The sequence below is a fragment of the Mesorhizobium sp. M1399 genome, from assembly GCF_040317735.1.
In the GTDB taxonomy this organism is placed as follows: Bacteria; Pseudomonadota; Alphaproteobacteria; order Rhizobiales; family Rhizobiaceae; genus Mesorhizobium.
The window spans coordinates 59,032-77,815 of record NZ_JAMYKZ010000001.1 but is presented as its reverse complement, the minus strand read 5'-3'; the positions used below and the strand labels follow the sequence as shown (position 1 = coordinate 77,815).

Annotated in this window: 15 protein-coding genes and 1 pseudogene; 7 read left to right on the top strand and 9 right to left on the bottom strand. The window is 62.8% G+C overall.

Annotated features, from left to right (window positions below):
* Window positions 1-80 precede the first annotated feature (80 nt).
* Window positions 81-1,211: an aminopeptidase gene (locus NKH05_RS00350; RefSeq protein ID WP_352855335.1), complete on the top strand. Its 1,131-nt coding sequence runs from the start codon at window positions 81-83 to the stop codon at window positions 1,209-1,211.
* A gap of 159 nt (window positions 1,212-1,370) precedes the next feature.
* On the opposite strand, the gene NKH05_RS00345 is transcribed toward NKH05_RS00350, so the two are convergent.
* A complete protein-coding gene (locus tag NKH05_RS00345) occupies window positions 1,371-1,604 on the bottom strand; it encodes a hypothetical protein (protein WP_023716496.1) in 234 nt (77 codons plus the stop codon).
* A 407-nt stretch (window positions 1,605-2,011) separates the two neighbouring features.
* On the opposite strand from NKH05_RS00345, the gene NKH05_RS00340 reads away from it, so the two are divergent.
* The gene (locus NKH05_RS00340) at window positions 2,012-2,584 is read left to right on the top strand and encodes an NADPH-dependent F420 reductase (RefSeq protein ID WP_352547813.1); all 573 of its coding nucleotides are present in this window, start codon (window positions 2,012-2,014) and stop codon (window positions 2,582-2,584) included.
* 262 nt (window positions 2,585-2,846) lie between these two features.
* Here NKH05_RS00340 and guaA read toward each other — a convergent pair whose 3' ends face one another.
* From guaA to NKH05_RS00320, 4 genes are all read right to left on the bottom strand, one after another.
* Window positions 2,847-4,409, bottom strand: a complete 1,563-nt coding sequence (guaA, locus tag NKH05_RS00335; protein ID WP_352482341.1) for a glutamine-hydrolyzing GMP synthase — start codon at window positions 4,407-4,409, stop codon at window positions 2,847-2,849.
* 86 nt (window positions 4,410-4,495) lie between these two features.
* On the bottom strand, window positions 4,496-5,146 hold the full coding sequence (locus NKH05_RS00330) for a 5'-methylthioadenosine/S-adenosylhomocysteine nucleosidase (protein ID WP_353024851.1): 651 nt from the start codon (window positions 5,144-5,146) through the stop codon (window positions 4,496-4,498).
* A 27-nt stretch (window positions 5,147-5,173) separates the two neighbouring features.
* Entirely contained in the window at window positions 5,174-5,632 is a 459-nt protein-coding gene (locus NKH05_RS00325; RefSeq protein WP_292654248.1) for a PaaI family thioesterase, read from the bottom strand.
* A 145-nt stretch (window positions 5,633-5,777) separates the two neighbouring features.
* Window positions 5,778-7,067, bottom strand: coding sequence for an RsmB/NOP family class I SAM-dependent RNA methyltransferase (locus NKH05_RS00320; RefSeq protein WP_353024849.1), 1,290 nt, complete (start codon window positions 7,065-7,067; stop codon window positions 5,778-5,780).
* Window positions 7,068-7,415: 348 nt separating this feature from the next.
* On the opposite strand from NKH05_RS00320, the gene NKH05_RS00315 reads away from it, so the two are divergent.
* A complete protein-coding gene (locus tag NKH05_RS00315; RefSeq protein ID WP_023677138.1) occupies window positions 7,416-8,093 on the top strand; it encodes an MIP/aquaporin family protein in 678 nt (225 codons plus the stop codon).
* Window positions 8,094-8,170: 77 nt separating this feature from the next.
* On the opposite strand, the gene katG is transcribed toward NKH05_RS00315, so the two are convergent.
* Complete coding sequence (katG, locus tag NKH05_RS00310) at window positions 8,171-10,369, bottom strand: catalase/peroxidase HPI (RefSeq protein WP_353024848.1); 2,199 nt, start codon at window positions 10,367-10,369, stop codon at window positions 8,171-8,173.
* A gap of 148 nt (window positions 10,370-10,517) precedes the next feature.
* On the opposite strand from katG, the gene NKH05_RS00305 reads away from it, so the two are divergent.
* Window positions 10,518-11,426, top strand: a complete 909-nt coding sequence (locus NKH05_RS00305) for a hydrogen peroxide-inducible genes activator (RefSeq protein ID WP_353024846.1) — start codon at window positions 10,518-10,520, stop codon at window positions 11,424-11,426.
* Window positions 11,427-11,790: 364 nt separating this feature from the next.
* A complete protein-coding gene (locus NKH05_RS00300; protein ID WP_353024845.1) occupies window positions 11,791-13,047 on the top strand; it encodes a coiled-coil domain-containing protein in 1,257 nt (418 codons plus the stop codon).
* Between the two features lie 890 nt (window positions 13,048-13,937).
* On the opposite strand, the gene NKH05_RS00290 is transcribed toward NKH05_RS00300, so the two are convergent.
* Together NKH05_RS00290 and NKH05_RS00285 are read right to left on the bottom strand one after the other, a co-directional pair.
* Window positions 13,938-14,540, bottom strand: coding sequence for a cupin domain-containing protein (locus tag NKH05_RS00290; RefSeq protein ID WP_023716487.1), 603 nt, complete (start codon window positions 14,538-14,540; stop codon window positions 13,938-13,940).
* Window positions 14,541-14,861: 321 nt separating this feature from the next.
* Window positions 14,862-15,509, bottom strand: a complete 648-nt coding sequence (locus tag NKH05_RS00285) for a TetR/AcrR family transcriptional regulator (RefSeq protein WP_023716486.1) — start codon at window positions 15,507-15,509, stop codon at window positions 14,862-14,864.
* A 114-nt stretch (window positions 15,510-15,623) separates the two neighbouring features.
* Here NKH05_RS00285 and NKH05_RS00280 point away from each other — a divergent pair, with 114 nt between their 5' ends.
* Window positions 15,624-16,517: an NAD(P)/FAD-dependent oxidoreductase gene (locus tag NKH05_RS00280; RefSeq protein ID WP_023716485.1), complete on the top strand. Its 894-nt coding sequence runs from the start codon at window positions 15,624-15,626 to the stop codon at window positions 16,515-16,517.
* A 21-nt stretch (window positions 16,518-16,538) separates the two neighbouring features.
* Complete coding sequence (locus tag NKH05_RS00275) at window positions 16,539-17,012, top strand: methyltransferase family protein (protein WP_353024843.1); 474 nt, start codon at window positions 16,539-16,541, stop codon at window positions 17,010-17,012.
* Window positions 17,013-17,671: 659 nt separating this feature from the next.
* On the opposite strand, the pseudogene NKH05_RS00270 reads toward NKH05_RS00275, so the two are convergent.
* A pseudogene (locus tag NKH05_RS00270) lies at window positions 17,672-18,708 on the bottom strand (IS110 family RNA-guided transposase).
* Window positions 18,709-18,784 lie beyond the last annotated feature (76 nt).

Genomic DNA, 18,784 nt, shown 5'->3' with positions numbered 1-18,784 from the left:
TACCAAATTGGCGCGACTGTTTGGGACCGGGCGTAGTTGCGACATTTGCCCTATCCGGAAGTGTGAGCGATGCCGTGGGCATGATGCATGCTTTTCGTTCGGTTGCTGCGATGATCGTGATGTCCGGCGTGGCAGGTTGCACCAGCATTTCCTACTACGCACAATCCTTGAAGGGTCACGTGGAGATCATGGCGGCGCGCCAGGATGTCGGAGAGCTGATCGACAATCCTTCGACCCCTGGGACATTGCGCGCTCGAATGGCATCGGCGAGCGCCATCCGACAGTTTGCGATAGATGAACTAGCGCTGCCGGACAACAACAGCTACCGCAGCTATGTTGACGTTGGTCGAGACGCGGTGACATGGGCCATCTTTGCAGCGCCGGAATTCTCGCTGACGCCACGAACATGGTGCTTTCCGGTGTTCGGATGCGTACCGTACCGAGGGTACTTCTCCAAAAGGTCTGCGATTGAAACCGCTGTCGAACTTCAGAGACAGGGCCTGGACATCTATGTGACGGGCATCACTGCATATTCCACGCTCGGCTGGTCAAGTGACCCGCTGCTAAGCACCATGCTCAGCCAAGATGAAACGTATCTTGCAGGGCTGGTATTCCACGAACTCGCTCACCAGCGCGTCTACGTGCATGACGATTCCTCGTTCAACGAAGCGTTCGCTGTCGCTGTCGAAACAACGGGTGTGAGAAAATGGCTGCGCGCGACCGGCGATACTGCCGGATTGCGCCGTTACGAAGCCGACCGGAGGCGCAGAGCTGAATTTCTTGTGCTGGTGTCGCAGACCCGGGACGAGCTAAGGCATGTCTATGACGACGATGTTACTTCTGAGCAGAAGTGGGCCGCGAAGAAGGCCGCGATCGAACGGCTGAGGACGCGATACCGACAGATGCGCGACAGGCGCTGGGGTGGATACCGTGGATATGACGCCTGGTTCGATGCTCCGATCAACAACGCAAAGCTCGCCGCGACTTCCGTCTACAGCGATCGGGTGACTGCGTTTCTCCGCTTATTCGATTTGTGTTCGGGCGACTATCCACGGTTCTTCGCGTCGGTTCGACGGATAGGAGCGTTAGACAAATCTGACCGCGCCGAAGCGCTCGAGGCGGCAGATACATGCAATTGGGCCGGTCAAATCCGAAGGCCAGAAGCGGCGAATCGGTCGCTGATGTACTCGGCAGCCAGCGCAGGTGATTGAATTGACCATTTGTCGGCCGATTTCCTAGGTACTTTGACGTCGGCGGGGCCAGAAGACGCATGTCGGCCTACAGAAGCCAAAAGCGGACTTGCCTGAACTCCCCGAGGGGTCCTGGACCACAATGATTGCCGGCGGGCTGTGGCGCCTCAGTGTGCGCCCCTACGAGGCCGAAAACCTCACGCTCACGCCGCGCTGCCGAAAATAAGCCTGCATCAGCTTGCGGCCCGAACGGTTGTTCTGTGCCAGCCTTGCCGGATCAAACACCGCCTGTTCTATCCCCTCTCGCGTCAGCGCTGCTTTGAGCGCCGCGATATGTGCGTCGATGTCGGCATTGTTCGCCCGGAGCGATGCATAGATGCTGTCGGTCGCCTCGGCCACGGTCGGCTCGCTCACGGGTGTACTCCTTTGGCTATTCGGGCGGCGGCTTAGCACAGATCAGCGGCTTCGCCGATACCGATAAGACGGCTAGATGGGCGGCAACAGTGTTCCTTGGGGTCGGTTGTGAGTCATAGGTTCCGCCTGAGTCGGAGATCGCAAGCCATGTCGACATGAACGAGTGAGGAGGATTGGACGCACACGTTCGAGTATCCGGGCTTGCCTGCCGCGCGGCTGACCGTCCGGCCGCGCGGAACTCGTTCACGGCAGGACGTCTACGCGTCAATTCAGGAATTCGAACCGATGACGCGCATCGCTTGGGGTGGCAGTCCGAAGATCTCGCGAAGGTCGCCATGCAGCGAAACGGATAACCCAGCGCCGTTGAGGGCCGGGGAATCAAGACCAACACGGATCGGAGAAGTATTATGAGCTATGCGATTGTAGGATTCGGTGCGGTAGGCCAGGCCCTCGCCCACGCCTTCGCCCGTAAAAACATCGACGTGACCGTCGCGAGCCGCCGGCCGCCCGAGGCGCTGGCGCCGCAGGCTAGGGCGATTGGACCCACGGTCGTCGCCAAGTCGCTGCGGGATGCACTCGAGGCCGACACAATCATCTTGGCGGTCCCGTTCGGGGAGCATCGCGAGGTTGCGAAGGTCCTGCCGAGTTGGAAAGGCAAGACGGTCATCGACGCGATGAACGCGTTTCCAGTCCCTGAAGAGCTGGACGGTCTCCCGTCCTCCGCCTTCGTCGCGAAGGCGTTCACCGGCGCCAAGCTCGTGAAAGGGTTCAATCACCTGGTCGTCGAGGGCGGCCACCGGGTCGTCTTTCTGTCGAGCGACGACGAGGACGCGACCGCTCCGGTGGCGGCCTTGGCCAAACAACTCGGGTTCGCACCCGTCAAGCTGGGAAAGCTCAGCGAGGGTGGCGCGCTGGTTCACGCACGCGGCCGCACGTGGGGCCAGCTCATCTTCCAGGACCTGTTCAAGAAGGAGCAGTAATCGATCTACGACCGTGTGGTCGACGCCGAGAACTGGTCGCGCGCTAACTTCTTCGAGCAGCGCGCGACCGAATATTTGAAGGCCACAAAGTCGCGAAGGTTGGGGTGGGCCCGACGGGGTATGGGCGCCGTTCGAAGAGCGGGGAGACGCCCGACACAGCGGCAGATCTGCCGGTCGCCTAGAACCTATCGGCTGCTATCGATGGCCTAGGATTCGCTCGAGTGTCCTCTGCTATCCGATACTACTCCACCGCACTCCCTCCTCACTCCCACTCGATCGTGCCTGGCGGTTTGCTCGTCACGTCGTAGACGACGCGGTTAATGCCGCGCACCTCGTTGATGATGCGGGTGGCGGCGGCGCCCAGGAATGCCATGTCGTAGTGGTAGAAATCCGCAGTCATGCCATCTACCGAGGTGACGGCGCGCAGCGCGCAGACGAATTCGTAGGTGCGGCCGTCACCCATCACGCCGACGGTCTGCACCGGCAGCAGCACGGCGAAGGCCTGCCAGATGGCGTCGTAGAGGCCGGCCTTGCGGATCTCATCCAGATAGATGGCATCGGCCTCACGCAGGATCTCCAGCTTTTCGCGGGTGATGCCGCCCGGGCAGCGGATGGCGAGACCGGGGCCGGGGAACGGATGCCGGCCGATGAAGCTGTCGGGCAGGCCGAGCTCCTTGCCGAGCGCCCTCACCTCGTCCTTGAACAATTCGCGCAGCGGCTCGACCAGCTGCATGTTCATGCGCGCGGGTAGGCCTCCGACATTGTGGTGCGACTTGATCGTCACCGACGGTCCGCCGGTGAAAGAGACGCTTTCGATGACGTCGGGATAGAGCGTGCCTTGCGCCAGGAAATCGGCGCCGCCGAGCTTCTCGGCCTCCTCCTCGAACACTTCAATGAACAGCCGGCCGATGGTCTTGCGCTTCTTCTCCGGATCCGACTCGCCCTCGAGCGCGCCGATAAAACGGTCCGAAGCATCGACCAGGATCAGCGGCAGATTGTAGTGCTGGCGAAACATCTCCACCACGCCGGCCGCCTCGTCCTTGCGCATCAGCCCGTGGTCGACGAGGATGCAGGTCAGCTGATCGCCGACCGCCTCGTGGATCAGCAGGGCCGCGACCGAGGAATCGACGCCGCCCGAAAGCGCGCAGATCACCTTGCCCTTGCCGACCTGCTTGCGGATCGTCTCGACCGCGTGCTCACGGTAGGCCCGCATCGTCCAGTCGCCTTCGATGCCGGCGATGTTGTGGACGAAGTTTTGGAGCAGCCTGGCGCCGTCCGGCGTGTGCACCACTTCGGGGTGGAACATGAGGCCGTACATCTTGCGCTCAACATTGCCGAAGATGGCGAAGGGCGAGCCCTCCGATTTTCCGAGCACCTCGAATCCCTTCGGCAGGGAGATGACACGGTCGCCATGGCTCATCCACACCTGGTGGCGCTGGCCGGGCGCCCACAGGCCCTCGAACAACGGGCTGTCCTTGGCGATCTCGACGAAGGCGCGGCCGAACTCGCGATGGTCGGAGCTTTCGGCGACGCCGCCCATCTGCACGCACATCGCCATCTGGCCATAGCAGATGCCGAGCACCGGCACGCCGGCGTCGAAGACGATCTGTGGCGCGCGCGGACTGCCGATGTCGCTGGTCGAGGCCGGACCGCCGGACAGGATCACCGCCTTTGGATTGATGCGCTTGAACGCCGCCTCAGCCGACTGGAAGGGCACGATCTCGGAAAAGACGCCGGCCTCGCGAATGCGGCGGGCAATCAGCTGAGTGAACTGGCTGCCGAAATCGACAATCAGGACGGTGTCGGGATGATTGGCTGTTTTCATGGCGAGCGTTTAAAGAAAGAAACGAGTCGGCGCAATGGGTTGCGGGGCGTCTCTCTCACTCCGAATCCGCATCTTCATGGGACAGGTCAAAACTGCAGCGTGTCAGACGCGATCGCCTGTTCCAGCAGTTGCACCGCCGCGGCCAGCTTCTCGTCGATGACATGCAGGTATTCCGTCCAGTCGCCGACGTGTCTTAGATCGGCCGCCCCGTCGGAAATGCCGCGCAGGCCGATAAGCGGCACGTCGAACAGCTGACAGGCGCGCAGGCAGGCGAAGGTCTCCATGTCGACCATATCGGCCGCGATCGCCTCGTAGGTGGCGCCGGAGACGATTGCCGCGCCGGTGGACAGCGTCGCCGGCCTGATGCCCGGTATCCTGAACGGTAGCGGCACACTGACAGGCAGGTCGAGAAACGGCGTGGCGCCTTTCTCGAACCCCAAGGGCGAAGCGTCCATGTCGCGGTAGGCGACTGAAACGGCCTGGTAGATTTCCGTCTGCTCCAGCGTCCGGCTGCCCGCCGAACCGAGCGACACGACCAGATCCGGCAGCGCCTTTTCGACCCTCAGCCGGGACAGTTCGGCGCTGAGCCCGACACTGGCCTCGACCGGCCCGACGCCGGTCAGCAGCGGCGTGAACAGCCGCTGCAAGTGTGGGCCGTATTCGGCCTCGGCCGCCATGACGAAGAGAACGGACTTGCCGGAGATCAGGGTGAGCTCACCAGGTGTCTTGCCGGCCATGATCGTCCATCCTCCCCTGCCCGTTCCTCAGCCCTCGATACCGTCGCGGCCGAGCACCGTCATCATCGTTCCGGTCATTGTGGCGATCAGCTTGGCCTCGCCGTCGGTGGCGAAGGCATAGGCCTGGCCATCGGCGACGATGATGGTGCGGCCGGGCTTGGTCACCGAGCCGCGGAACAGAAAACGCTCGCCCCGGCCGGGCGCCAGCAGATTGACCTTGAACTCGATGGTCAGCACGCCGGAATTTTCCGGCATCAGCGAGAATGCCGCATAGCCGCAGGCCGAATCGAGAGCCGTCGAAATGACGCCGGCATGAAGAAAGCCGTGTTGCTGGGTCAGTGCCGCCGAATAGGGCATTTCGATCTCGATGATGCCGGGCGTCACCAGCGTCAGCTCGGCGCCAATGGTCATCATCGCGTTCTGGCGCGCGAAGGACGTCCTGACGCGGTCCTCATAATCGGGAGCAGGAACGATCTTTGCTGCCATGGCCGTCGCCCTTCGTTTCTCGACAAATCTTATTGCAGAGGCATTTATCGCAGAGGGGTGGGCGGCAGGCAATCGCAAATGCTGCACTGCAGCAATTGGCTAAACCTGCTGATAAGAAGCGAGATCGGCGACATCCGGCAACCGTTCAGCCAGCCCGCCGCAGCGCGCAGAAATAAAAGCCGTCGGTGCCGCTCAGCAACGGCGACAGCGAAATGCCGCCCGCAGCGCCAAAACGCACTGCCGCCTCGTGGCCCGCAAAACGGCTGTCCCAAAGCTGGCGGTGATCGACGGGGACAAAGCCGGGATGGCGGTCCCGGAACGCCGAAACCTGGTCGCCATTCTCCTCGTCGAACACCGAACAGGTGATGTAGACCAGCAGGCCGCCGGGTTTGACGAAGTCCTTGGCGGCATCGAGTATCGTCTCCTGCTCGCCCTTGCGGGCGTCGAGCTGCCTTTGCGTCAGCCGCCATTTGGCATCCGGCCGGCGCCGCCACGTGCCGCTGCCGGTGCAGGGCGCATCGATCAGCACGATGTCCATATGCTTGCCGAGCGGCGCGAGCTCCGCCGGTTTGGTGACGATCTGCACATTGCGGTTTTCCGAGCGGCGGATACGGTCGAAGATCGGCGCCAGCCTTGCCTTCTCGGCATCGTGGGCGAAGATCTGGCCGCGATTGTCCATCGCCGCAGACAGCGCCAGCGTCTTGCCGCCGGCGCCGGCACAAAAGTCGAGCACCTGCATGCCAGGCTCGGCGCCGGCCAGTTCGGCCGCAATCTGCGAACCTTCGTCCTGAACCTCGAACCAGCCTTTCTGGAAGGCCGGTTCGGCCTGCACGTTCGGGTGCCTGCCGTCGCCGTCGATCGGCGGGATGCGGATGCCGTGCGGCGCGATCCGCGCAGGCTTGGCGCCGGTCTCCGCCAATTCCGCCAGCACCTTGCCACGATCGGCCTTGAGCGTGTTGACCCTGAGGTCGAGCGGCGGGCGAGTGCCAAGCGCGGCACCCTCTTCCACCCAGGCCGTGCCGAACGCCCGCTCGAACAGCGGCATGCACCAGTCGGGGATGTCTGCCCTGACAGCCGGCGGCGCGTCGGTGAGCCGGCGAGCGGCGAGGGTTTTCAATTCGTCGGCGCTCAGCAGCGGCGGCGCGAACTTGTCGCCCTCGAGCGCCTCGTTCAGCGACTGCGCCGTCTGGCCCCATTCGAGCAGCAGCGCGCCGAAGCCGATGGCGCGCGGCTTCTCCTCGCCGAGCAGCCAGCCGGCGGAGCGTTTGCGGCGCAGCGCGTCGTAGACGATGTTGCCGATCGCGGCGCGGTCGCCGCCACCGGCGAAGCGGTGCGACAGGCCCCAGTCCTTCAGCGCATCGGCCACCGGCCGGTGGCGCCGGCCGATGTCGTCAAGCACTTCGATGGCTGCCGCCAGCCGCCCGCCCAGTCTCATTGTCGTCTTCCATTACTCAGCAAAATAAAATCCGGCCCTGCTCTTAGAGCTTTTCGTGTCCTGATTGAAACAGTCTGTTTCCCCGACGGCGAGACAATCCATGCAAGGCGGGTGACGAATGTGGGTTGGTGCATCGCGAGCCGCCGCCACCAAGCGGGCGTCGGCATGCGGAACCAAATAATTCGATCAATATATTATAAGCCTCTAATGTTCTTGTCTGGCGAGCACAAGCACGCCGGCAGGTGCAACTGCGCTGCTTTGCAACTTTTGCGGTTGCGAATACTCTTTTGCGCGGTGATTCGCGTCGCAGAAAAAAGCGGAGCCGCGGGTCGATACGAGGAGAGGGCAATGAAAACTTATCTGGCGGAAGTTCTAGGCACGTTTCTATTGGTGTTCATCGGCACGGCTTCGGTGGTGACGGGCGGCTTCGGCGGCGCGCTGCCGCTTGGCCAGGAAGGTATCGGTCTGGCATTCGGCATCGGCCTGATCGCGGCGGCCTATGCGATCGGCCCGATCTCGGGCGCGCATCTCAATCCGGCGGTGACGCTCGGCGTGTTCCTTGCCGGGCGGATGCCGGCCAGGGACGTCATTCCCTACTGGATCGCGCAGGTCATCGGCGCCATCATCGCATCGCTGGCACTGTGGATCATCGTCTCCGGACAGGTCGGCGGCCACACCGGCGGCTTCGGCGCCAATGGCTGGGACGTGACGAAATGGGGCGTCAGCTCGGCCTTCCTGTGGGAGCTGATCGGCACCTTCACCTTCGTCACGGTGATCCTCGGCGTCACCAACGCCAAGCACACCACGGCCTTCGCCGGCCTCGTAATCGGCCTGACGCTGGCCGGCCTGCATTTCGCCATCATCCCGGTGACCGGCACATCGCTCAACCCGGCCCGTTCGATCGGACCGGCGCTGTTTTCGGGAACTGCGGCGATCGGCCAGCTGTGGCTGTTCATCGTCGCGCCGCTGATCGGCGGCGCCATTGCCGGCGTGGTTGCCAAGGCCGGTATCTTCGAGAAGGACTGACTTTTCGGAGGCCCAACGAAAAGGCGCGGGTCGAGGCCCGCGCCTTTTTTGTTGCGTCGAGAACTTCGTGTGCTGGATCAGGCCGCGAGGTCAAAACGGTCGGCGTTCATCACCTTGGTCCAGGCCGCGGCGAAATCCCTGACGAACTTCTGCCCGGCGTCGGCCGAGCCGTAGACCTCGGCAAGCGCCCGCAACTGCGCGTGCGAGCCGAAGATCAGATCGGCGCGGGTGCCGGTCCACTTGACCGCCCTGGTCTTGCGGTCGCGCGCTTCGTAGACTTCATCGGAGCCGGCGGCCGGATCCCAGACCGTGTTCATGGAGAGCAGGTTGACGAAGAAATCGTTGGTCAACGTGCCCGGCCTGTCGGTGAACACCCCGTGCTTCGACTTGCCGGTGTTGGCGCCGAGCACTCGCAAGCCGCCGACGAGCACAGTCATCTCCGGCGCCGTCAAGGTCAGCAGCTGCGCCCGGTCGACCAGCATCGCTTCGACCGACATCGGCGGCTTGCCCCTGACGTAGTTGCGGAAGCCATCGACTTTCGGCTCGAGCGCGGCGAAGGACTGGACATCGGTCTGTTCCTGCGAGGCGTCCATGCGGCCTGGCGTGAACGGCACCTTGACGTCATGGCCGCCGTCTTTCGCCGCCTTCTCGACCGCGGCGACGCCGCCGAGAACGATGAGGTCGGCAAGCGAGACTTTCTTGTCGCCGGACTGCCCGGCGTTAAACTCGCTCTGGATGCCTTCGAGCTTTTCGAGCACGTTGGCCAGCTGCGCCGGCTGGTTGACCTCCCAGTCCTTCTGCGGTGCCAGGCGGATGCGGGCGCCGTTGGCGCCGCCGCGCTTGTCGGAGCCGCGGAAAGTCGAGGCCGAGGCCCAGGCGGTCGAGACCAGCTCGGACAGGGACAGGCCGGAGGCCAGGATCTTCGCCTTCAGCGAGGCGATATCCTGTTCGCCGACCAGTTCGTGGTCGACTGCCGGTATCGGATCCTGCCAGATCAGCTCTTCCTTCGGCACGAGCGGGCCGAGATAGCGGACGACGGGACCCATGTCGCGATGGGTCAGCTTGAACCAGGCGCGGGCGAAGGCATCGGCGAACTGATCCGGATTCTGGTGGAACCGCCGCGAGATCTTCTCGTAGGCCGGGTCGACGCGTAGCGCGAGGTCGGTGGTCAGCATCGCCGGGGCGCGGCGCTTCGAGGCATCGTGCGCATCCGGCACGGTGCCTGCACCGGCGCCGCCCTTCGGTGTCCACTGATGGGCGCCGGCCGGGCTCTTGGTCAGTTCCCATTCGTAGTTGAACAGATTGTCGAAGAAGTTGTTGCTCCATTTGGTCGGCGTCGTGGTCCACGTCACCTCGAGGCCCGAGGTGATGGCATCGCCGGCAATGCCGGTGGCATGCTTGCTCGACCACCCGAGGCCCTGCGCTTCGATGCCTGCGCCTTCCGGCTCCGCCCCGACCAGCGACGCATCGCCGGCGCCGTGGGTCTTGCCGAAAGTGTGGCCGCCGGCGATCAGCGCCACGGTTTCCTCATCGTTCATGGCCATGCGGGCGAAGGTTTCGCGGATGTCGCGTGCCGAGGCCAATGGATCGGGCGTGCCGTTCGGCCCTTCCGGGTTGACGTAGATCAGCCCCATCTGCACGGCGCCGAGATGGCCCTGAAGTTCGCGGTCGCCGGAATAGCGCTCGTCGTCGAGCCACTTGGTTTCCGACCCCCAGTCGACGTCCTGCTCGGGCTCCCAGACATCGGCGCGGCCGCCGGCGAAGCCGAAGGTCTTGAAGCCCATCGATTCCAGCGCGACGTTGCCGGTGAGGATCAACAGGTCGGCCCAGGAGATCTTGCGGCCGTATTTCTGCTTGACCGGCCACAGCAGCCGGCGCGCCTTGTCGAGATTGGCGTTGTCCGGCCAGCTGTTGAGCGGCGCGAAACGCTGCTGGCCGGCGCCGGCGCCGCCACGGCCATCGCCGATGCGATAGGTGCCGGCGCTGTGCCAGGCCATGCGGATGAAGAGCGGGCCGTAATGGCCGAAATCGGCCGGCCACCAATCCTGCGAATCGGTCATCACCTGGTGCAGATCCCTGATCACCGCATCGAGATCGAGGCTCTTGAATTCCTTGGCGTAGTCGAAGTCCTCGTCCATCGGGTCCGAGAGGCTGGACTGCTGGTGGAGGACGGCAAGGTCAAGCTGGTTCGGCCACCAGTCACGATTGCTCCTCCTGGCCGATCCATGTGGGACCGGGCATTTGCCGGCGCTGTTGTCGTCGGTTTTCGCGTCCATCTTTGCCTCCGATTTTGTTGATTTTCCGGGATTTTGTTGATTTTCCGGGCAGGGCCAGCAGCCGCGCCATTCTGGAATGGTTCCAGACTAGCCTGCCCAGCCGATAAAGACAAATTGCCTTTGCTGTTTATTCTGATAGGTTTTCCTTATGATTGGCTTGACCGTCCGGCAGATGCATTATTTCGAAGCGCTGGCGCAAACGCTGCATTTCGGCCGTGCGGCAAAACTCGCCGGCGTCAGCCAGCCGGCGCTTTCTTCGCAGATCGCCGAGATGGAGCTGCGGCTCAATTGCCGGTTGTTCGAGCGCGGCGGCAAGGCGGTGCGGATGACCGACGAGGCGCAGGCCCTACTGCCGCGCATCGAGCGCATTCTTGCCGATATCCGCGACGTCGAGGCGACGGCCCGGCGCGGCCGCCCGGCGCTAGAGGGCCGCTTCCGGCTCGGCATCATCCCGACGGTGGCGCCCTATCTCTTGCCGCATGTGCTGCCGAAGCTGAAACGGCATTTCCCGGCATTGCAACTCGAATTGCGCGAGGCGGTGACCGCTTCGCTGGTCGAGGACACGGCTTCGGGAAAGCTCGACGCCTTCGTCGCGGCACTACCCCTCGATTACCCAGGCCTGGTCACCGAGGCGCTGTTCTCCGACCGGTTCTTCCTGGCCGTCCCGGCCGGCGACCCCGCCTTCGCCTCGCCGCCGGTGCCGCCGGAAAGCCCGGCACTGGAGCGGCTGATGCTGCTGGAGGAAGGCCATTGCCTGCGCGAACAGGCGCTCGCCGTCTGCGGCAGCGTGCGGCCGGTGGCAATGGCAAGCTATGGCGCGACCAGCCTGACGACGCTCTTACAGATGGTGGCGCACGGGCTCGGCGTGACGCTCATCCCGGAAATGGCGGCGGGACCGGCCAGCACTATCCCCGATCTGAAGATCGTGCCGTTCCAGGAACCAATGCCGCAACGCACGATCTGCCTCGCCTGGCGGCGCAACAAGGTCCGCCACGACGAATGCGTCGAACTGGCCAAGATCATCCGCGGGCTGGATGCGGCGGTGCTTGCGGCTTGAGCGGCGGGGGGTGTCGGTCAATGGCCTGGTTTAGGCCGAAGCGGACCGCAAGCCCCTTCTAAAGGAACGACTTCAACCTTTTTAGTCTGGTGTTGACTCGAAGTCGACCTTCGCAGACCTGAATGGCTGCTTTGCGCCGCATCACAGCCGTTGGGTAGGGAAGATGGTCATCCCGAAAGCCGAAAGTTCCGTTTGTTCGAATGATGACAACTAAGGAAATAGGAAACAGCCTTTGCGCGCAATTCCGTGCTTTGGCGTTGCCGAGGGTGCTTCACTAGCATTGATCTTTTTGGTGCGGCATCCGCGGCGTGCAGTAAGTGGAGAATACAATAGCGGTGAGGGCCGCGATCGGTGAGGTTCAGTGATGAATCATGCGCAGAGTACCAGGTCAAAATGTCTCCGCTGTGACTTCACCTTTATTAAACCACGGCCCTTGATTTTACTTCACGGGATACGCGGCAGGGGGTGCAACGCCATACCATCCCTCATTCCGTTATGCCTCGTTCTGGCGTTGGCATCTCCGGCAAATGGTCAGTTGGCGCCCGAAGCGTCAGCGGTTACCACAGCTAACGACAGCTCGTCGGTCGCGGTTTCCGAACACACCGAGGTCGGCAAAGAACCGGGCAAGCCACAACCGAGCGCGCTGGGATCCCGTATATCTAGAGAGCTGGTGCTCAGCGAAGCGCAGGCACTCAAAACACTCAAGGAGGGCGCGCAAACACCGCTCGGCGAGCATGAGGAGGCTTTACGCCGCGAATTGGCCGCAGCACGAGCGGAGCTGGACGCTATGCAGCGCGGCGCACGTGAGCTAAGCGCCCAGGCACACGTACTGGCAGACACGGTGGCTCAGCAAGCACACGCCCTAAATGAGCAGCAGCGAACAGACGAAGCGCTCGCGCTCGATCTGGAGGCGGCGCAGCGCGTTATCGAAAGCTACAGGGCCGAAGCCAGTCTCTGGAACAGCGAGAAGGCTGCCGCGCTTGGAGCGCACCCCTCTATGGAAGCCTCCCAGCTTGCTGCGAAGCGAGCGCTTGATGACGAGCGGCACAAGGTTGAGCTCTTGGAACAAGAACTTACCACGGCTCGCCAAACTATCGATGCTCTTAAGAAAAGCGCAAATCTTGCAGCCGTCGAGCAGGCCAACGCCATAAGGGACCGACAGGTGGCCGAGGCCGCTCTAAAGCAGGCTCGAGAAACACTCGAACGGGGACGCGAACGAGCAGATTCAGCTGTACGTGACCTCGATATTGTTCGCCGGGAACGCGATGCTTTAAAGCAGAGCTCGGCAGATTTGAGTGCCGCGCTGGACCAAGAGCGTGAACGGGCTATCGGTCTAGCCCGCAGCCTCAGTGCCGCGCGTGAGGCAATTGATATTGTCAAGGGTAAGCGTCGCACTGCGGCTGTGGAGCGCGCGCCGAAAGCACGTACCCCCGCGAGTGCACTTGCAAGTAGGTTATCGCATTCGGGCGCCCAACCAGCCCGTGAACCGGACTTGCCGAAAAAACAGAAAGTGAAGGTCCAAAAGTCGCCGCAAACTGCTCTGCTGGCAACCATACCTCTTCCCGCAGCATTGCTTCCAACACGGCCATCAAAAAGCTCGAGCCGCGCCAGTGAAGACTAGGGAGCGAAAGCCGCAGGGGAGATGACAATGAACAAGTATGTCGCAGCCGCGTTGACGATCGGGATCACAATTGGGCCTGCCTCGGCTCTTGAAGCAGGTGTGGGCGGTAGGGCCGGCGGTGTCGGGGTCAGTGCTGGAGTGAGCGCCGGTTCGCAAGGCGTATCTGTGGGAGCGGGCACGAGCGTCGACGGCGTAGGCGGAGCAAATGTTGGAGCTTCGGTCGGTGCAGATGACGGATCAGTCGACGCAGGCGTTAGTGCCAGCGGCAACGTTGGTGACACAAGCACAAGTGCCAGTGTGGGCGACGATCCGTCCGCCGAAAACGAAGCGGCTACGGCACCCGACAGTTCGACTGCAGTGACGGCCCCTTCCCCTGCCAAGACCGCCAGGCAATCCATCGTCCTGCCACCCGTCCTCAGGCCTTCCAAAGCCGGTGGGAGTGACTCCACCAAGGGGTATCCCTTTGGATCTCTGGGACCACTGACAGCGAGACCCGGTACGCCGGTTGCGGTCGTGCAAGCCTGCCGCGCGGCGATCATGGCCGCTGCGACGCCGCTTGGCGCCGTCCGTGTCCACGCGGTAAGCGCAGGCGCATTGCGTCAACTTCGGGGTGCACGCACGGCGCCGATCGAGGTGCGAATAGACTACGCAAGAAAGGGTGGCATCGAAGTCCGACAGGCGCAAGTCAGTTGTCGCCTCGATGCGTCGGGCAGGGTCACTGCGATAACATAGCACCAAGCCTGATTGCCAGAGCTGCCGCACGCCGACAGCGGCACGATCCGCTTCGCCATCTACAAGGCGCCCTTCTTCGTCGGTGGCGCCGTAGGTGTTGGTCAAAGGTTCGGTTTGAGCCACGAAGCCAACCCGCAAGCCCCTTCGAAAAGAAGGCTTCAGTCCCTGTCCCAGGCTGCGAGCAACGGGCCTTTGCTTCCATAGACAGGGTCCTTGCGCGGCCGGCCAACCTTGGGGATCGTTACGACCGCCTTGGCATGGTAGGCGGCAGTCGTGCACAGGTCATAGGTGCCGGATTGAGGATAGGCGCCGACGACTAGAAAATCGTCGGATGCGGAAAGACGCTGGTGCCCGGTGCCGGCCGGAAGCACCGCGACGTCGCCGGCCTTCAGCGACAGCGTTCGTCCCATCTTGCCGCCAAAGCGAACCTTGGCCGTGCCGCGCGCGACGCCCAGCACCTCATGTATGCGCGAATGGTAGTGAACGTAGTTGTAGATGCCGTTGCGCCAGCTATCGCCCCAGCCATTGGCTTCAAAAAGCGCCTCCATGACAGCCGCCGGATCGAAGTCTTCGGGCAGCGTCACGGCGCCGCGATAGACGACCAGCGGCCAGAACGGATGGTTGGGCACCAGCCCGTCATCCCTGAACCGAAATGCATTCGCTTTGCGCGGCCTCAGGAGGTCGGCGACCTCTCGCCTGTCTGGCCTGGCGATGCCGGTGACCTGCTCGACGGCCTTCTTCGTGGTTTGCAGAATGCTCATGGGGTGGCCCTTGGGTGGTTTGGAGCTCCATGCCGGTTAATCGGCTGCGTGGCGGTTGGTTCCGCCAGGGTTAGAGTTCCGCGATCTGCACCATGGCGGTTCCGCAACAAGGTCCGGCAAATCCTGAATGGCTGCTTTGCCCCGCATTTTTGCCGTTCAGACCACCATTGCAGCTTCCCGAAAGCTGACGGTCTGCTAAGCCGGCACTAAGGCCTCGAATGGGGTGGTAGCGGTTACTCCGCCGGTCAGCCCGCTGCCCAACGATAATAGTCGCGTTGATGTCAATGCGAGCATCCCAAATATCATGCAAGTACTCCTAGGCTATCCGCCCGGGTGGTCGTTGCCACCGTGCGCGGCGATGAACATGGCGACGGCCGACCGGCAATAGGATTCGATTTCGTTGTCGTCCTCTGCTCTCGCCTCATCGAAGCGTGCGATAATCAGGAGATCGGATCCTTTGATAAGCGCGGCAAACAAGCGGGCGGACCGGAGAGGGTCGGTCACGTTCAGAACCGCCTTCGCGTGCAACTGACGCAACAGGGCCTCGATTTGGGCGATGACATGGGCGGGGCCGGCTTCGTAATGGAGCTTGCTTAACGACTTTTGATTCGTCTTGTCGGCCATGATCATGGCTTCGACACTGCGGACGTCCGGGTTCAACAGCGTGCGAAGCAGGGATGATCCCACCGCCATGAGCTGATCTTCGGCCGAACCGTCGACGCCTTCAAAAAGGGCCTGTGGTGCAAACTGATGGCAGCGGGCCGCGATGGCCGCGCTGAACAGCGCCTCCTTGTTCTCGAAGTGCCGATAGATGCTGAGCTTGGATATCTTCGCTCGCTGGGCGACCTTGTCCAATGTCGTCGCATGAAAACCCAATTCCTCAAAGAGTTCGCACGCGGCGTCGACTATCGTTTGGCCAAGCGCCTCATTGGCGGGCCGGCCGCGCCGGCCCTGGCTGTTTTCGGTCACGACAATTCCAGTCCTTGACAGTATCATAATTCTTGAATTACGATACCACGCAGTGTCAAAAATGTGCAAGCCAGGCCCAAGCCAACCCCTCATCCACATACGGAGCCCATCACCATGGATGACGTCATCATCATCGGCGGCAGCTTTGCCGGTCTCGCCGCCGCCCTGCAGCTCGGCCGTGCCCGCCGCAAGGTCACCGTTCTCGATACCGGCCTGCCGCGCAACCGCTTCGCCGGCCACTCGCATGGTCTGCTCGGCCACGATCACAAGCCACCGCTGGACATCCTGGCCGAAGCGCGGCAGCAGCTGGCGCGCTATCCCACGATCAGGCTGGTCAATGCCCGGGCCGACAGGGTCTCCGGCGCCATCGACGATTTCTCTGTCCTCACTGGCGCTGGCGAAAGCCTTGGGGCGCTGCGACTGATCCTGAGCTATGGCGTTGCCGACCAGATGCCTGATGTTCCGGGCTTTGCCGAAGGCTGGGGCACGTCCATCGTACCCTGCCCCTATTGCGATGGCTTTGAAGTCGCCGGCCAGCATTGGGGCCTCGTCTGGTCCGGCCCGCCGTCGCACAATTATGTCAGGCTGTACCACGACTGGACCGACACGTTGACGGTCTTCGCCGATGGTCACGACATTGCACCCGATATCCGGGCCGATCTGGCGCGCCGCAACATACCTGTCGTTGATGGCCGGATCACCGAAATCGCCCGCCACAGGGGCCACAATGCCACCGTCAAGCTCGATACCGCCCCCGATGTCGCAGTCGATATCTTGTTCGCGCATCCGCGCAACAAGCCGTCCGCAAGCCTGCATGAATCACTGGGACTCGCCACGGTCAATACGCCCCTCGGCATCGCCCTGAAGGCCGACGAGCGCCGCGAAACCAGCATACCCGGAATGTACGCCGCCGGCGATCTTGCAAACCCAGCCATGGCTTCGGTCACCACAGCAATATCGCAGGGCGCGACGGCGGGTATCTCAGCCCAGCAGTCGATGCTTGTTTGAGAGCACAGATTGGAGATGAGCATGGCCGTCGAACCGGACAGCGCGGGTGTGCGCTTCCCTCCGCCCTTCGTCTATCTAGGAGCGCTGCTGTTGGGGCTGGCGGCGGAGCGGTTCGTCACCCTGCGCTCTTTCGGCATCGACTGGCGGTTGCTGGTCGCGACGGGCGCGCTGCTGTTCGTTGCCGGCGCGGCGATGATGCTTGCGGCGGCGGGGCTGTTCCGGCGGCTAGGCACCAACGTTCCGCCGTCGCAGCCAACGACCCTCATCGCAACGACCGGTCCTTATCGGTGGACCCGCAATCCCATGTATCTCGGCATGGCGCTTATCTATTCCGGCCTTGCGATCGGCTTCGACGGGCCGATCGCCTTCGCCTTGCTCCCGTTGGTGCTGATCGCGATCCAGACGCAGGTGATCGCCCGCGAGGGGCGCTATCTCGAAGCGAAGTTCGGCGACGACTACCGCCGCTACAAGGCCGAGGTTCGCCGCTGGCTCTGACCATTCCGCCGCTGCCGCCTGCGGGGCCTTCTGATAAACCAGCACCGGCTTCCTTGCCGCGAGCTATCATATTCTGAAGGTTGCGGGCCGGTGTCACGGAAACCGACTGCCGGCTGACGCAGTACACCCGGCACCTGAGGAGACGCACATGTCCAAAACCAGAGACACCGAGGCCAGCATCAGGATCGCTCGTCCGACCGCTCTTGGAGAAGCCTGACACACATGGAGTTCGAACACGTCACCTTCGACCTGCCACACTGCACCTTTCACGCGCTGCAGGGTGGTGATCCCGATGGTCAACCGACGCTCGTCTTGCACGGCTTGCCGCCACAAAATGAGCCGTCGACGCACCGCACACCGATGTCTTCTGTGGATGGCTCCCGCGATGCAAGAGGTAATTCGACATTATGGCGCGTTGGTCGGGTGCAGTCTTCTGTCCGGCCTGTTGATGCAGCCATTCGAGACTGCTGGCCCTGATGGGGTCAGCGAACTGGGTCCCAATCTGCTTTGCAGGCTATGATGCCTCCGACATCGCATGGGTTGTCCCTGTTCCCGGCCTGACGGGTCTCGCCATCACATCGCGTCGCTCTCACAACCTCATGGAGCCGATCGATCGGCTCGATCTGATTTCTGCTTCAGTGTCTCGTCTTCTGCGCAACTTACGCTGCAAGGTTCGGAGCATGACGCGCCTGATAGGTTTCGCCGCGCGCCATGATAGCCCACACCACGCGGGCCATCTTGTTTGCCATCGCTACGCTCGCCACGCGCGCTGGCTTCCTGGCGAGCAACGCGAGGAGGCGCGGATCCGCAGCCTCGGGCTTATGCCTTGCCCGTCGGATCAGGGAGGTCGCGCCGATCACAAGGAGCTTTCTCAGGTACCGGTCGCCCATCTTGGTGATGTGCCCGAGACGGTCCTTTCCGCCGCTCGAGTTTTGCGAAGGTGTCAGCCCGAGCCAGGCGGCAAACTCTCGACCCGAGCGGAACTGACCCGGATCAGCAACCGAGGCCGCCAACGCTGTGGCACCGATCGGGCCAATGCCAGGTATGGTCGATAGACGCCGTGCCACTTCATTCGTTCTTTGTTGGGCAAGGATCGACCGGTCAATGGTCTGGAGCCGGGCATGGGTGTTGAGCACCTGCTCGCACAGGATACACAGAATCTGCAGTGCCATTGCCGGTACGTCCAATGTGGATTTCTTCGCGGCTATCTGGCGCGCCAGCTTAAGCGCCCGCTCCAAACCTTGGGGAATGTCGATGCCGAACTCAGCCAACAGGCCGCGGATCATGTTCACGAGTGCGTGCGCTGCTTGACCAGAAGATTGCGTGTGCGGTGAAGCGACAGGGCCGCCTGCTGCTCGGCCGACTTCATCGCCACGAAGCGCATGGTCGGGCGTGTCACCGCTTCGCAAATCGCTTCCGCGTCCACCGCATCATTCTTGCCGCGCTTCACATAGGGCTTCACGTAGGACGGTGGCATCAGGCGGACTTCATGGCCGAGCTCCGTCAGTTCTCGAGCCCAGTGATGTGCCGTCCCGCAGGCCTCCATGCCGATCAGGCAGGGTGGCAACTTGGTGAAGAACGGCAGAACTTGCGATCGGCGCAGGGCCTTGCGCACGACAACGCCCCCAGACGCGTCGACGGCATGAACCTGAAAAATGCGCTTGGCCAGATCAAGGCCCACGGTGGTAATCTGCATGGCGGATGGCTCCTTTGCTCGGGTTGCCTGACAGCAAACCCACTGTGGCACTCAGATGCCGGGAGCGGGAGCCATC